Source organism: Candidatus Viadribacter manganicus (genome assembly GCF_001679665.1).
Taxonomy (GTDB): domain Bacteria; phylum Pseudomonadota; class Alphaproteobacteria; order Caulobacterales; family Aquidulcibacteraceae; genus Vitreimonas; species Vitreimonas manganica.
In genome coordinates this window covers 2,692,220-2,707,352 of the sequence record NZ_CP013244.1, presented here as the reverse complement: position 1 = coordinate 2,707,352, position 15,133 = coordinate 2,692,220, and the positions used below count along the sequence as shown (strand labels likewise).

Below are 15,133 nucleotides of genomic sequence, written 5' to 3'. Positions count from 1 at the left end.
TCGTCCTTTGTTCAGCGCCGCTTATGGCCCGAGCTTGAAGGATCACCCATGCTTTACATGTTTCTCGTCTCCGGCGTCGAAGACGGCAAGCAGCCGCCAGCGGAGCTTTTCGAAGAGATTGAAAAGCTCTCCGAACAGGAAATCGCCGCCGGCCGCATGAAGGCGCGCGGTGGATTGCTGCCGACAGCGATGGGCAGCGCGCGAATTGAATCGCGGAGCGGCAAACTGAAGCTTACCGACGGACCGTTTGCCGAGACCAAAGAGGTGCTCGGCGGGTTCTCAATTTTCGAATTCGCAACGCGCGAAGAAGCGATCGCGGCGGCCGAGAGTTTCATGGACATACATCGCCGCATTTGGCCCGAATGGGAGGGCGTCTGTGAGATGCGGCCGATGTTCGGCTTTGGAACGAGCTAATCGCGCTAGCGGCTAACTTCTTTCAGCGCAGCGCGGATAAGTTCAGGGGCTGGGGCGTCGGCGTCAAATTGCTTGGCGGCGGAAGCGACAGCACGTGCGGCGCTTGATTGATCAATACCGAGATTGACGAGCGCGGACACTGCTTCTGCGCGGGCGCCGCTGGCCGTGACTGTTGCAGTTGAACTCGCGCGCGGCGCTGAACCGCCGAGCCCAATGAAGCCTTTGGGGCCGCCCTTGCCGGTGAGTTCCGTTGCGAGGCGCGCAGCGAGTTTGGGGCCAACGCCATTGGCGCGCGCAAACGCGGCTTTGTCCTGAATGGCGATTGCGTCGGCGAGCGCGTCCGGCGGCATGGTGTCGAGGATGCCCAACGCAACTTTTGCGCCGACGCCGGGGATGGTTTGAAGATGCGCGAACCAGGCGCGTTCTTCTTCGGAGGAAAAGCCAAAGAGCCTTATGGCGTCTTCGCGGACATGGGTTTCGATGAAGAGCCGCGCCGGAGCTCCAACTTGCAGGCGCGCCAGCGTGCGTCCGCCCGATTGAACGACGTAACCGACGCCGCCAACATCGATCAGCGCTGTATCCTCGCCAACCGCCGCAACCGTACCGCTCAACAACCCGATCATTCTGACCTCACACCCCTACCTGATCGGATTCGCAGGTCGCGGAAACGCGCCTCTTGCGAACCACTCTCACGCTTACAGACGCCAAGAGCCGTGTTACGATTCTGGCGAGGGATAGAGACTTGTTGCGATTAGTTCGCAGTAGTCGGTTTTCGGGGGAAAGAATGTCCGACAAGAAGAAGTTGAACCGCCGCTCGTTCATGGCGCGCATTGCTGGCGGCGCACTGATCGCGGGCGGCGCTACGGTGATGATCACCGGCAAAGCCGAAGCGCAAAACTATACCGGTCGCACTGACAATGATTCCGGCAGCGGCGCTGACCGCGCAGGCTACGGCCGCACTGGTCTGACCGACAGCGATTCCGGCAACGGCGCTGACCGCGGCGGCTACGGCCTCGGCGGCAACACGGGTGGACGTGGCCGCACCGGCCTCACCGACTCCGATTCCGGCGGCAACGCGGACAATGGCGGAAACGGCCGTGGCGCAACGCGCACCAGCCAATCTGGCCTGACCGACGGCGACAGCGGCTCTGCTGCTGACCGCGCAAGCTACGGCCGCGGCCCGCGCCGCAACTGGTAAGCTAAATCAATGTCGCGCGAGCCGTGGCTCGTAGATCCGCTCGGCTACCTCATCGGGGCCGGGCGTGAGGACGATTTCTTCGCGCGTATCTATGAGCGCGAAGCGCTTGTGGTGCATAACGACGCACCCGAGCGCTTCGCGGGCCTCATCTCGATCGACGACATCGATCGCATCGTCACGACTTTGGATCTGCGCGAGGGTCAATTGGCGCTCGCGAACGCGACCGCCCACGTCGATTCAGATGCCTACGTTGACGGGGCGAGCTTTATCGATCGCGGCGCCGTGGCCGATCACTACCGGCGCGGCTCAACGATCATCCTGAACCAAGCGCACCAGTTTGACCCGGCGCTCTCGCGGCTCTGCCGCGGGCTCGAGCATGTGTTCTCATCGCACGTGCAGACGAACATCTACCTGACGCCGCCAAACGCACAGGGCTTCCGCACCCATTACGACAATCACGACGTGCTCGTGATCCAGGTGGAAGGCGAAAAGGCCTGGCGTCTCTACGATATGCCGATCGCCACGCCATTCCGCGGTGAAGGTTTCGAGCAAGGGCGCTACGAAGCTGGTGAACTACGTCAGGAATTTGTGCTGAAGCCGGGCGATTGTGCGTACGTACCGCGCGGGCTGATGCACGACGCGCAAACATCGGGTGACAAGGCGTCACTGCACATCACCGTCGGCATCATCACGCGCACTTGGGCGGATGTGATGCTTGAAGCTGTGTCTGAAGTTGCGCTGCGCTCGCCGGAGCTGCGCCGCAGTTTGCCGCCAGGATTTGCGCGACCGGATTTTGACCGCGCAAAGGCGCGCGAGCATTTAAAAACGCTGGTCAGCGGCCTCGCTAACGAAGTGCAGCTCGATCCAGCGCTCGACCTGATGGTCGATACCTTTATCCGCTCGCGCCCCGCGCACAATCGCTTTGCGGTGCGAGACGCCGGCGCGATCAGCGCGAAGGACAAATTCCAAGCGCAAGCACGAACGCCATCGCGCATTGCAGAAGACGGCGACGATATCATCGTCGTGTGCGCCGGCGGCGAGCTGAAGTTCACGCCCGAGCAACGGCCGGCGTTGGAGCTGGCGCTCGGCGGGACGAAGTTCGGTGTGGGTGATCTAAAGGTCGAAAAGGCCGATGCGCTGGTCTCGACGCTGCTGGCCTACGGGCTCATCGCGCGCATCTAGCGCTCCACCGCCCGCACGCGGCGACTCGTCTCAAATTCGCCTACCAATGTAGCGGATGCCCGCTGATTGCGGCACAACGCGCCGGTCATTGCTTGGGATCTGCTCATGTTTACACGCCGCGCCGTTACGGCCTCCTCGATTGCACTGCTCGCAGGCTGCGCCACCAATACCAATACGGGCAGATCAAGCAGCGCAACGCCATCGCCGCGTGCGGCCATAGGCTCGTTCGGCATCGACCTTGCCTCGCGCGATATGAACGTGAAGCCAGGCGACGACTTCTTCCAGCACATGAACGGCGCTTGGTTCGCCAACAACGCCATCCCAGATGATCGCACCACGTGGGGGACCAACGCGATCCTGCAAGACAAGGCCGAGCGCGATGTCCGCACCATCGTTGAAGAAGCGGCGCTCGCTGGCGGCGTTCCTGGCTCGAACACGCTCAAGATCGCCAATTATTACAACGCCTATCTAAACCAAGACGAGATCGACGCGCGCGGACTGACGCCGATCGCGCCAGTGCTGACGGAAATCGCGGCGCTGCGCACACATGAAGACGTGATGCGCCTCATTGCGCGGCCGGATGTCGGCATCTCGGCGCCGATCGATGTTTACATCACGCTGGATGAAGGCAACCCAGATCGCTATCTGGCGGCGCTGACGCATGGTGGCCTCGGCTTACCGGAGCGCGAATATTATCGCCGCACCGACGGCGACTTTGCCGAAACGCGCCGTCAATACACCGCCGCCATCGCACAAATCCTAACGCTTGCCGGCCAGAACGACGCCGAGGCGAAAGCGCGGCGCATTCTGGCGTTCGAGACGCAAATTGCCGAGCGTCACTGGCCGATCGCTGACCGGCGCGAGCGTGAGCGCACGTACAATCTGCGCACCCGCGCGCAGGTCCGGGCCCTGGCGCCGCGGTTTCCGTGGGATGCTCGTTTAGAAGGCGCGGGGCTGGGCGGCGTCGAAGAAATCGTCGTCGGCGAGATCACCGCCATGGGACCGCTGGCGCAATTGTGTTTGGCGACGCCGATTTCGACATGGCGCGATTACATCACCTGGCACTACGTGCGCGGCTACGCCAGCGTGCTTCCGCGTACAATCGACGATGCGAACTTCGACTTCTACGGCCGCATTCTAAACGGCCAGCCACAACAGCGCGAACGCTGGAAGCGCGCCATCGCCTCAGTCAACAACACGCTCGGTGAAGCGATCGGTCAACTTTACGTCGCGCGTCACTTCCCGCCGGAGGCCAAGGCGCAGACTCTAGCGCTGGTGGAGAACATGCGCCGCGCCTATGGCGAGCGCATCCAACAAGCCGAATGGATGAGCGCGGAGACAAAAGCGGCAGCTTTGGAAAAGCTCGCCTCCTTCCGCCCCAAGATCGGCTACCCGGATCAATGGCGCGACTACTCGCACTATGACGTTCGCTCAGGCGATGCGTTCGGCAATTATGTGCGCTTTGCGCAATGGAGCTGGCAGCACGATCTTGATCGGTTGGGACGGCCAAGCGATCGCGAAGAATGGTTCATGGTCCCGCACGCGGTGAACGCCTATTACAATCCGCCATTCAACGAGATCGTCTTCCCTGCTGGCTACCTGCAGCCGCCATTGTTCGATCCGAATGCGGACCCTGCATGCAATTACGGCGGCGTTGGCGGCGTCATCGGCCACGAAATGGGTCATGGTTTCGACGATCAGGGGGCAAAGTCCGATGCGCGCGGCGTTCTGCGCGATTGGTGGCAACCTGCCGACGTCGAGCGCTTCCAGTCGCTGACTGGCCGGCTTGTCGAGCAGTATAATGCATTCGAACCCTTGCCGGGCCTCAACGTCAACGGTCGCCTCACGCTCGGTGAAAACATTGGCGATTGCGGCGGCCTTCAAGTGGCGCTGCATGCCTACAATCTGTCGCTGAATGGACAGGAAGCGCCGGTTCTGGAAGGCACGAGCGGCGTGCAACGCTTCTACATGTCGCGCGCGCAGTGCCGCCGCGAATTGCGGCGCGAGCAATCGCTGCGCAATCAAGTGCTGACCGACCCGCACTCACCCGCGCGCTATCGCGTCAACGGTCCAGCGCGCAACATGGATGCATGGTATGAGGCGTTCAACGTGCAGCCCGGCGATGCGCTCTATCTGCCGCCGGATCAGCGCGTCACGATTTGGTAGATCAAACGGACTGGCGCGCCGCCTCAATCGCGGCCGCCAGCGCTTCTAAGTTGAACGGCTTTGCAAGAAGCGGAAGACCAGCGCGCTCGGCGTCGCGGTGCACGGCCTCTGTGTAGCCGCTCGCCAACACGATCGGCAGGCCAACGTCGCGCTCGCGCAACGCGTACGCGAGTTCGATGCCGTTCTTACCACCGGGCATCATTACGTCGGAAAACACAAGCCCGACGTCGAGCCCGTTCGTTATGGCGCCGAGCGCGGCCTCGGCGCTCGCAACACGTGTCACGCTCCAACCAAGGTGACCCAACATTTCTGCGGTGAGCGCCGCAACGTTATCATCGTCCTCGACCAAGAGCGCCTCTCCACTCAGCGTCGCAGCTTCGCTAGCCACTTGCACCTGCGCTAACGATTGGGTCGGGGCGACCTCCTCTCCGCGCGGCAAAACAAGCGTGAAGGTCGCGCCCTCGCCGAGACTGCTTTCCACTTCGACGTGACCACCAGATTGCTCGGCAAAGCCATGAACTTGCGCAAGACCTAGGCCTGAGCCCTTGCCAATCTCCTTGGTTGTATAGAACGGCTCGAAAATGCGCTGGCGCACTTCAGGCGTCATCCCTGTGCCGGTATCTGACACAGTGACAAGCACACAATCGGTGTAGCGCCCCTCACCGTTGCGCGCACGAATGGTGACGACGCCTTTGTCGCTCATGGCGTCCCGCGCATTCACGGCCAAATTGAGAAGCGCAAGTTGCAGCGCATTGGGATCAACGAAGACGGGCGCGACATCGTCGGGCGCATCGATGGTGACGCGGACGTTCACACCTAAGCTCCGGCTCAAAAGATCACTCAGTCCGGAGAAATAGGCCGGCAGCCGGATTGATTCAGGATTGAGGTGGTGACGGCGCGAGAAGGCCAGCAATTGCTTGGTCAGATTAGCGCCGCGATCGACGGCCTCACGCATGCGCGCCATGAGCATCACGCGCTTTTCTTCATCGGGGGATCGATCCAGCATATTGAGGCCGCCGGAGATCACCATCAGCAGATTGTTGAAGTCGTGCGCAACGCCGCCGGTGAGTTGGCCCACCGCTTCAAGCTTCTGAATCTGGCGAAGGTCCTCCTCGGCCTTTAACCGCGCAGTGATCTCACTGGCCTCATGCACCAGCGAAATAACAACGCCGCTCGCGTCTCGGATCGGGCGCATGGTGAAATCGAAGGAACGCACGCCGGTTGGCAAATTGAGCCGCATATTGGGATGCGAAACCACTGCGCCGCCAGCTGCGCGAGCGACCGCTTGCTCGACGAAAGCGGGCATCGCTTCAGTGGCGCTGAACCACGGCGTCTCCCAGTATTTTTGACCAACGAGGTCTTCCTTGCGCGCCTTAATAGCATCCAAGGAAGCCGCATTGCAGTCCAGCAGCCCACCATCCGGACGCATCAGGCCCTGAAAAAGGTGGCTGGTTTCGATGATACTGCGCAGACGCGCCTCGCTTTCAAGAAGTTCTTCGGTGCGTTTGGCGACTGCGCTTTCAAGGCGAGAGCGCGAGTGAAGCCGATCGGTGATGTCGGTGAGCGCAACGCAAAAGCCCTCCTCGGTCGGTGCGATGCGCACCTCGACATAGCGATCCGGGCGATAAAGCGATTGCGATTCCATCACCGCCATCGGCGCGCCATCCATGGCCGCGCGTGTCAGCGTTTTGAGTTCACCGCTCGCAGCGTTGATCAGTTCGCGATAGTCGCGCCCGATGACGTCGGCGCGCTTCATGCGAAAATAACGCTCGGCGGCGGGGTTAAATTCGGTAACGCGCCATCTGCGATCGACGGCGTAAAAGCCGTCTGAAATGCTGTTTAGGACGCCGCGCAGGCGCGCCTCGCTCCGACGCAAGGACGAGAGCAAATCTTCCAGATCAGGAACCTTGCCTGACTTATCGTCCATAAAGGCCGCCCGCCTCGCTTGGACCGCGAATGCAGCCGGTCCTGGAGCAGGAACGCTTAAGAGCGCACTTGGTTTCCTAGGCGCTGGTGCGGCGTTTGAAGCCGCCATGAGCCGCGTGACAGAGCGCAACGCCCAGCGCATCAGCGGCGTCCGCTGTCACCGCGCCGGCCGTGGGGAGCAAGCGCTGAACCATGAATGCGATTTGGGTCTTGTCTGCGGCGCCGGAGCCAACGACAGCCTTCTTGATCGTCGTCGGCGCATATTCGGCGACGGCAAGGCCACGGCGCGCCGCAGCAGCCATGGCGACGCCGCGCGCTTGGCCGAGCGCCAGCGCGGCCCTGGCGTTGGAGTTCACAAACGTCTCTTCAACCGCAGCTTCGTGCGGCTGATACGTTTCGATCACCTCCGAGAGCCCCTCGAACACATCATGCAGGCGTGATGCGAGCTGTTGGTGGTGTGCGGGTTTGATCACGCCGTGCGCAATGTGGCTAAGGCGCGAGCCTTCGCTGAGGACGATGCCCCACCCGCAGCGATTGAGGCCAGGGTCGACGCCAAGAATGATGATCGCTGTCATGTGCGTTGCCGCCTAGCATCAAGCGCCAACCGAGCGGCGACACAGACGTATATAAGCCAAAAAATGTTGTTTGCCTGTAGCGCATGGCTCTCGCTCAAGGTGTAGAGCGCAAACGTCACGAGAAACGCAGGCGCCCAAAGGCCGGCATTGGGCTGGAGCATAATACCTACGCCGCGCGTCAGCGTCGCCAGCAATTGCACGGCAAAGACAATGACGCCGATACGGCCAACGCCGAGCGCAAGCTCAAGCCAACTTGAGTGCGCCGACGCAACCGGCCAAGCCACCGCCTCGCGAACCCAATACGCGGGGCCGTTTTCCGGAAGCCAAAACGCATAATAGCCGTAACCGAGCCACGGCTTGGCTTCGACAAAACGCGCCGAAGCTTCCCAAATGTCGGTGCGGCCGGTCAACGTAAGATCACGCCCCAGAGCTGCTACGATGAGATCAGGCGCGAGCAGAACGATGCCGGCGCCGGCGACAATGACAACCGCGGCGCTGGCGAGCGCTGCGATCATGTGCACCGGCCCGCGGCGCATTATCATGCAAAAGCCGATCATGCCGACACCGAGCATCGAGGCGATCAACGCCGTCTTCGACGTGGAGAGTAGGACCAGCGCAAATGCGGCAATAGCGCAACTGATCCAGAGCTTTCGCCGCTCGGGCGTGACAATCGCAGCCGCGCTGCAGATCGCAACGCCAAGCGCCATGATGCCGCCAAGCGTATTCTTGTGCGTCCAAAGCCCAGACCAAGCGCCTGGGTGCTCGAAGCTCATGCGCCCGACGCTCGGCGCGAAGATGCCCAGCACAAACGATCCTGCGATGAGGATGATGAAGCCGCCGCCAAGAACGTTGAGCAACGACTTCCAATCATGGCGCCAAGCAAGATAGAGCCCGAAGACAATAGTAAGCGCGAGCCAAACCGAGCGGCGCAAAGTGGCGCCGCTATCGATCGACCAAAGCGTCGACAACGTGGCCAAACCCAGCAGGCCAATGATCAAAGGCGTCGCACGCACGGCGGCGAAGGCCTGCGCGCGATCGCGCCAAGCAACCCAGGCCAAGAACGCATAGACCGGCAAGAAGAATATCCGCGCATAGCCCGGCGGTTCGGTGAGGCCTTGGCTCTGCGCGATTGCAGCAAACAGCGGCTCTGAAAACTGGGCCAGGCACAAGGCAGCTGCGATGGGCTCCCACCGCGCAAAAGTCGGCGCGGCGGTGCTGGCGGGCGCGTGCGCGAGGGACATCTGGCTAGCCCTGCGCCCAATCCCTTGCCAAAGCGCTAACCCGCCGCCAGCATGCCTGAAACGACTGGGGATTTTCATGGCTGGATGGGTACGGGCGCTGTTCTTGAGCGCCCTCTTCGCTTTCGGCGGCGCGCTGCCGGCTGGCGCCCAAGCGCCGAGCGCTGCACAACGGACGCAGGCGCGCGACATCTATCAGCGGATCATCGCATTCGACACCTCCGTTGCCGGCGCACAAACACCGGCCATGGCCGAATATCTGGCGGGGCTTTTCCGCGGCGCGGGGTTTGCCGCAGACGACGTGCACGTATTGCCACTTAACGGCGCCGCAAGTTTGCTGGTGCGCTATCGCGGAAACGGATCAGGCGGGCGGCCGATCATTCTGATGGCGCACATGGATGTCGTGCCGGCGCTGCGCAGCGACTGGGACCGCGATCCATTCACGCTTGTGGAGGAGAACGGATTCTTTTTCGGACGCGGTACGATCGACAACAAGGCGGGCGTTGCGCAACTCACCTCGACCTTTCTCACGCTCCGCGCCGAAGGCTTCACGCCGACGCGCGATTTGATCATCTGGTTCTCAGGCGATGAAGAGACCTCCGGCGACACCACATCGGCGCTGCTCGCGCAACACCGCGAGTTGCTCGGCGATGCCGAGTTTGCGTTAAACTCGGACGCCGGCGGCGGCCAGCTCGACACTAATGGCCGGGGCATTTCGTTCGTGCTGCAAACGGCCGAGAAAACCTACGCCAGTTTTACCTTTACTGCGCGCAATCCAGGCGGTCACTCATCGCAGCCGCGCGAGGACAACGCCATCTACGATTTGGGCGATGCGCTGGCGCGCTTGCGTGCGTTCCAGTTTCCCCTGATGTGGAACGACACCACGATCGAGAGCTTTCGCAACACTGCGCGGGTGTTTCCAGGCCCTGAAGGTGCAGCGCTCCGGCGCTTTGCCGAGCACCCCGGCGATCGGGTTGCGGCGCGAACGCTTTCGCGCAACGTTTCTTTGAACTCAATGATGCGCACGACCTGCGTCGCCACGATGTTAGACGGCGGACACGCCGAAAACGCATTGCCGCAATCAGCGAGCGCGACAGTGAACTGCCGCATTTTCCCCGGCGTCGCGGTGAACGACGTGCTCGCCGAATTGCGGGCGATTGCCGGCAGCAAGGTCGATGTGGCGCCGCTTGGCCCATCGAACTCCAGCGATGCCTCGCCGCTGCGCTCGGATGTGATGCAAGCATCGGCGCGGGCGGTCCATGCAGTACATCCCGATGCGGTGATCTCACCTTACATGTCAGCGGGCGCCACCGATGGAATTTTCTTCCGCGCGGCGGGCATTCCGACCTACGGCGTCGGCGCCGTCTTCATCGGTGACGCCGATGATTTCGCCCACGGCCTTAATGAGCGCGTTCCAGTGTCGAGCTTCTATGAGGGCCTAACGCACTGGCGCATCCTTGTGATGGATCTGGCGGGCGCGAACTAGATGCACCTCCGCTTCTCGATTGCAGCACTGTTGTTGGCGCCATTGCTGATGGCGCAAACACCGCCGCCACAGACGATCACCGATGCAGGCTCGCCTGTGCTGGCGCCTGTAGCGGCGGCGTTCAACGCAGAACCACAAACGATGACGGGCGCGAGCGTTGTCCTGGCGCAGCAAGCCAATGTCATCGGCGCTGTACGTGTCGATGCACCGGTTGCGGGCGCAATTCCTGTCGGCAATGCATCGATTGCGCTTAGCGTTGCGCCCGGAACAGAACTCTTTCCGGTGCTGCTGCAGCAACGGCGCAATGTGCGTTTGTTCTGCACAGTGTCGACGGAGACCAATGTCTATAGCCCGATCCGACCGCCACTCATCACGCGCACCTGTTTGGCCGACACCAATGGCGATCGCGTGTTCGATTATTTGGCGTACATGCAAGTGAACATAACGCCGACGCGATCTGTCAGCGGCGCTTGGGAGACACCACCCGTGCCGCATGTCAGCGGAGGCGCGATCACGCTCGCGACCGCGCAGATTGCATCGCCAGTACCGTACACGCCGCTGCAGCAACACCGGATCGCGCCGGTGTCACTTGAACTTTCAGCACGGATCGTAGGCGAAACAGCGGTGCTGGATTTGCGCTCGCGCGAGGGCGCGGCCAACGCGTCCGTGAGCGATCAGCGTGAAGCTGTGCAGGCTGCGAACATGCCGCGCATCGTGAATTTCAACGGCGCGCAAGTAGAGCTGCAATCACTGAACGCCGGGACGTTGAGCTACAGGATCGTGAGCGCGATCCCAACCGATCAGCCGCTCACGTTCCAGCCTGGACGGCGCTAGGCGGTCGCGGCTTCTTGGCCGTGGCAGTACTTGAACTTCTTGCCTGATCCACACGGGCACGGCGCATTACGGCTGACCTTGCCCCATGTCGATGGGTTGTGCCGATCGAAACCTTCCGGCGCGAGCGAGGGAACGTCATCGCCGCGACGCGCCATTTCGTTTTCGCCCGTGTCCGGATTTTGGTGAATCTCGTAGGTCTGCGTCGGCGCACGCGGCGCCAGCGCCGCTTCATCGGCCTGACCGATTTGCAGACGCAGCAACATGCGAGTGATGGTCGTACGCAGATCGAGCAACATACGCTCGAACAACGTGAACGCTTCAGTTTTGAACTCGTTCAACGGATCGCGCTGCGCATAACCACGCAAGTGAATGACCGAGCGCAGATGGTCAAGGAACGACAAGTGTTCGCGCCAGCGCATATCGACAACGCTGAGCAAAACTTGCTTCTCGACCGCACGCAAACGCTCTGGACCCAGCATCGCAGCCTTCTGGGCGTAGGCTTGGTCCACTTCGCGCGTCAGGCGCTCGATAATTTCGTGTTGGGCAATGCCCTCTTCTTTCGCCCACGCATCGACCGGCGGTGTAAAGCCGAAGATTTCCTCGGCCTCGACCATGAGTTCAGGCGTGTTCCACTGTTCAGGGTACGCCTTCTCCGGCATGTGACGCCACACAAGCTTTTCGACCACGTCGTGACGCATGTCCTTCACAATCGGCGCGACATCGGCGGTGCGCATGAATTCGATCCGCTGCTCGAAGATCGCCTTGCGCTGATCATTGATGACATCGTCGTACTTCAGAAGGTTCTTACGAATTTCGAAGTTGCGTTGTTCGACGCGGCGTTGCGAGGTCTCGAGCGCCTTGTTCATCCACGGGTGGATGATCGCTTCGCCTTCCTGGATGCCGAGGCTGCGCATGATCGCATCTAGACGCTCGGCGGCGAAGATGCGCAGCAGATCGTCTTCCAGGCAGATGTAGAATTTCGACTTACCGGGGTCGCCCTGGCGGCCGGTACGGCCACGCAGCTGGTTATCGATACGGCGGCTTTCGTGGCGCTCCGTGCCAAGCACGTAAAGGCCGCCAGCTTCGAGCGCGACGCGCTTCTTTTGTTCGACGTCGACCGTAATCTGGCGCTTCAAGGCTGCGATTTGGTCGGGGGTTTCATCGCCCTTCAGCGCCGCCTTCAACCGCATATCAACGTTGCCGCCGAGTTGGATATCGGTGCCGCGACCGGCCATGTTGGTTGCGATCGTGACCGCGCCCGGCACGCCGGCTTGCGCGACGATCTGCGCTTCCTGCTCGTGGTAGCGCGCGTTCAACACTTGGTGGGGAATGCCGCGCTGCTTCAGCATCGTCGAAAGATATTCGGACTTTTCGATCGAGACGGTGCCCACGAGCACCGGTTGTTGCTTGCGGTAGGTCTCTTCGATGTCGGCGATGACGGCTTTGTATTTTTCTTTGGCCGTACGATAGACTTCGTCGTCGATGTCGATGCGCTTCACCGGACGATTGGTCGGCACTTCAACGACGTCGAGCTTATAGATATCGCCGAATTCGGCGGCTTCCGTGGATGCCGTGCCGGTCATACCACCGAGCTTGTCGTACAAGCGGAAATAGTTCTGGAACGTGATCGACGCGAGCGTCTGGTTCTCAGGCTGGATCTGCACGCCTTCCTTGGCTTCAATTGCCTGGTGCAAACCTTCCGACAAACGGCGCCCCGCCATCATGCGGCCCGTGAATTCGTCGATGAGCACGATCTCGCTGTCTTTGACGATGTAGTCTTTGTCGCGATGGAAAAGCTTGTGCGCACGCAGCGCCTGGTTGGCGTGGTGCACCATGGTGATGTTTGACGGCTCGTAGAGCGATCCTTGCAGCAGGCCGCGCTCGGTCAACATCTCTTCCATGCGCTCAGAGCCGATTTCGGTGTAAACCACCGAACGCTGCTTTTCGTCGTGCTCAAAGTGCTCGGGACGGAGCAGCGGAATAAGAGTGTCGATCGATTTATAAAACTCGCTGCGATCTTCGGTTGGACCCGAGATGATAAGCGGCGTGCGCGCTTCGTCGATCAGGATAGAATCGACTTCGTCGACGATGGCGAAGCGATGTCCGCGCTGAACCATCTCGCCGAGCGAGTACTTCATGTTGTCACGGAGATAATCGAAACCGAACTCGTTGTTGGTGCCGTAAGTGACATCCGCGGCGTAGGCTTGGCGGCGCTCGTTGTCATAAAGGCCATGGACGATCACGCCGACGGAAAGACCAAGAAAACGATAAACTTGGCCCATCCACTCGCTGTCGCGCTTGGCGAGATAATCATTCACCGTAATGACGTGAACGCCGCGGCTCTCGAGCGCGTTGAGATAGGTCGGCAGCGTGGCGACGAGCGTCTTGCCTTCGCCGGTGCGCATTTCCGCGATCTTGCCCTGGTGCAGCATCATGCCGCCCATCAGCTGCGTATCGAAATGGCGCATGCCCAGAACGCGCTTTGCGGCTTCGCGAACCGTTGCGAAGGCCTCAGGCAGGACCTCGTCAATCTTGCCGCCACGCGCCAGGCGATGGCGATATTCGCTTGTCTTGTTACGGAGCGCCTCGTCCGACAGAGCCTCGAAGGTCGGCTCTAGAGCATTTATGCGCTGCACCATCGGCTTCAGATGGCGCACCTTGCGCTCATTGACGGAGCCGAAAATCTGCTTGGCGAGGTTCAGCATTTGCGCGTTCTAATGGTTAAGGCGCCGCTTGGGAGGGGGCGCGGGAGAGAGCGTCTAGTGCTTTGAGTTAATTGGATTTTTAACGACCCACCGACGCGCGCTTGCGTGCGAAAACACCCTCGACACGTGCGCTCGCGAGACTTAAGAGCGCCCCTAGGGCGTGTCAATGCGGCCCACAGAACGCGGTCCCGAGCGCGTTTTGGGGCGCAAGGCTTGCACGCACCTTGGTCAGGAAAGCAGAACGCATGGCAACGCTGAAGCGCGCCCTCCTCCCCGCCATCCTTTTTGCCGCAGCATTGACGCTCGTCAGCTGCGGTTTGGGGCGCGATTCCGGCGGCGACGGCGAAGGCGGCACCGATCCGATCGTCGCTGCGACCGTTAACGGCCGACCGATCTACATCGAGGACGTTCGCGCCTATGCGGTGGCCCGCGGCTGGCTGCGCGAAACCGAAGATTTGGCCGCCAATTCCGACGCATTTTACCTCGCTCTCGAGGAACTCATTCAAATGCGCCTTTTCGCCATGGAGGCGGAAGCGCGTGGCATTGACCGGCGCGCGGATGTACGCCGCCAAATCGAAAACGCGCGCGAGCGTGTGCTCGCCGCCTCGATTTACGAAGAGATCGACACCCGCGCGACCGACCCCGAGGCGATCGAGCGTCTGTATCGCGAGAATGCGAGCCGACTGGGTCAAGGCGAGGAAGTCCATCTCCGTCACATCGTGTTCCCAACACGGGAAGCCGCCGATCAGGCCAAAAGACGGCTGGATCAGGGCGAACGATTTGAAGTGATCGCTTTCGAGCAAAATACCAGCGGCGACGGTGGGGACCTCGGGTTCCGATCGCTCGACGACCTTAACACGACCATGCGCCAAGAGGTCGAGAGCACGACGGTCGGCAACCTCATCGGGCCAGTCGAGCTCGACGACCAATTCCATATCTTCCAACTCTTGGATCGCCGCGCTGTCGGCGTTCAAAGCCTTGAGACGATCAGGCCGCAGATCATCAACTGGCTGCGTTACCAGGAAGTGATGCAGCTGCAGGAGCGGCTTGAGCGCGATGCGCGCATCGAACGCCTGCGTCAGCCTGAAGAAGGCCTCGAGCCAGGCGGCGAAGTCACCGCGCCGGAAGACGCAACCCCAGCGCCGGTGCGGCCAACGACGCCGCAGCCTGACGCGAATGCGCCGCCCTTCCCGTTCCCGATGGGCCCAGGCGGCGTGACCGGCGCGCAAGCGCCCGCTCAGCAAACGCAGACGCCGGCCACAACACCGGCGCAGGCGCCCGCTCAGCAACGACCCGCGCCGCCGCCGGCGCAGCCTCCAGCACAACCGGCACAACCTCAGGAAACTGGCGCGACGCAATAGTCGCCGCGCCTTTTGGGGAAGGGCGACGGCGCGCGCGGCGTCTGATAA

Annotated in this window: 12 protein-coding genes; 7 read left to right on the top strand and 5 right to left on the bottom strand. The window is 61.6% G+C overall.

The genetic code is table 11. The features are described from left to right. The first annotated feature begins 48 nt into the window (after positions 1-48). Positions 49-414 (top strand): YciI family protein, encoded by a 366-nt coding sequence (locus tag ATE48_RS13805; RefSeq protein ID WP_066772447.1) that lies wholly within the window; start codon positions 49-51, stop codon positions 412-414. A 5-nt stretch (positions 415-419) separates the two neighbouring features. On the opposite strand, the gene ruvA is transcribed toward ATE48_RS13805, so the two are convergent. Beyond that, entirely contained in the window at positions 420-1,037 is a 618-nt protein-coding gene (ruvA, locus tag ATE48_RS13800; RefSeq protein WP_066772445.1) for a Holliday junction branch migration protein RuvA, read from the bottom strand. A gap of 161 nt (positions 1,038-1,198) precedes the next feature. Between ruvA and ATE48_RS13795 the strand changes: the two genes are divergently transcribed. The 3 genes from ATE48_RS13795 (at position 1,199) to ATE48_RS13785 (ending at position 4,960) form a co-directional block, all read left to right on the top strand. Further along, positions 1,199-1,612, top strand: coding sequence for a hypothetical protein (locus ATE48_RS13795; protein ID WP_066772441.1), 414 nt, complete (start codon positions 1,199-1,201; stop codon positions 1,610-1,612). Positions 1,613-1,621: 9 nt separating this feature from the next. After that, the gene (locus ATE48_RS13790) at positions 1,622-2,794 is read left to right on the top strand and encodes a cupin domain-containing protein (protein WP_066772439.1); all 1,173 of its coding nucleotides are present in this window, start codon (positions 1,622-1,624) and stop codon (positions 2,792-2,794) included. Between the two features lie 105 nt (positions 2,795-2,899). Beyond that, positions 2,900-4,960 (top strand): M13 family metallopeptidase, encoded by a 2,061-nt coding sequence (locus tag ATE48_RS13785; protein ID WP_066775112.1) that lies wholly within the window; start codon positions 2,900-2,902, stop codon positions 4,958-4,960. A 1-nt stretch (position 4,961) separates the two neighbouring features. Here the strand turns inward: ATE48_RS13785 and ATE48_RS13780 are convergent, their stop codons facing one another. From ATE48_RS13780 to ATE48_RS13770, 3 genes are all read right to left on the bottom strand, one after another. After that, complete coding sequence (locus ATE48_RS13780; protein ID WP_066772437.1) at positions 4,962-6,887, bottom strand: hybrid sensor histidine kinase/response regulator; 1,926 nt, start codon at positions 6,885-6,887, stop codon at positions 4,962-4,964. Positions 6,888-6,963: 76 nt separating this feature from the next. Then, positions 6,964-7,461 carry a crossover junction endodeoxyribonuclease RuvC gene (ruvC, locus tag ATE48_RS13775; RefSeq protein ID WP_066772435.1) on the bottom strand — a complete coding sequence of 166 codons (498 nt, stop codon included), beginning with the start codon at positions 7,459-7,461 and terminating at the stop codon, positions 6,964-6,966. Next, a complete protein-coding gene (locus ATE48_RS13770) occupies positions 7,458-8,702 on the bottom strand; it encodes an O-antigen ligase family protein (RefSeq protein WP_066772433.1) in 1,245 nt (414 codons plus the stop codon). The genes ruvC and ATE48_RS13770 overlap by 4 nt, the downstream gene beginning before the upstream one ends. A 76-nt stretch (positions 8,703-8,778) precedes the next feature. On the opposite strand from ATE48_RS13770, the gene ATE48_RS13765 reads away from it, so the two are divergent. Together ATE48_RS13765 and ATE48_RS13760 are read left to right on the top strand one after the other, a co-directional pair. Then, on the top strand, positions 8,779-10,185 hold the full coding sequence (locus tag ATE48_RS13765) for a M20/M25/M40 family metallo-hydrolase (RefSeq protein ID WP_066772432.1): 1,407 nt from the start codon (positions 8,779-8,781) through the stop codon (positions 10,183-10,185). After that, a complete protein-coding gene (locus tag ATE48_RS13760) occupies positions 10,186-11,019 on the top strand; it encodes a hypothetical protein (RefSeq protein ID WP_066772431.1) in 834 nt (277 codons plus the stop codon). Here the strand turns inward: ATE48_RS13760 and secA are convergent. Further along, a complete protein-coding gene (secA, locus tag ATE48_RS13755; RefSeq protein ID WP_066772430.1) occupies positions 11,016-13,724 on the bottom strand; it encodes a preprotein translocase subunit SecA in 2,709 nt (902 codons plus the stop codon). The two genes, ATE48_RS13760 and secA, sit on opposite strands and share 4 nt — an antisense overlap. Positions 13,725-13,969: 245 nt before the next feature. On the opposite strand from secA, the gene ATE48_RS13750 reads away from it, so the two are divergent. Further along, the gene (locus ATE48_RS13750; RefSeq protein ID WP_066772429.1) at positions 13,970-15,085 is read left to right on the top strand and encodes a peptidylprolyl isomerase; all 1,116 of its coding nucleotides are present in this window, start codon (positions 13,970-13,972) and stop codon (positions 15,083-15,085) included. Positions 15,086-15,133: the final 48 nt, after the last annotated feature.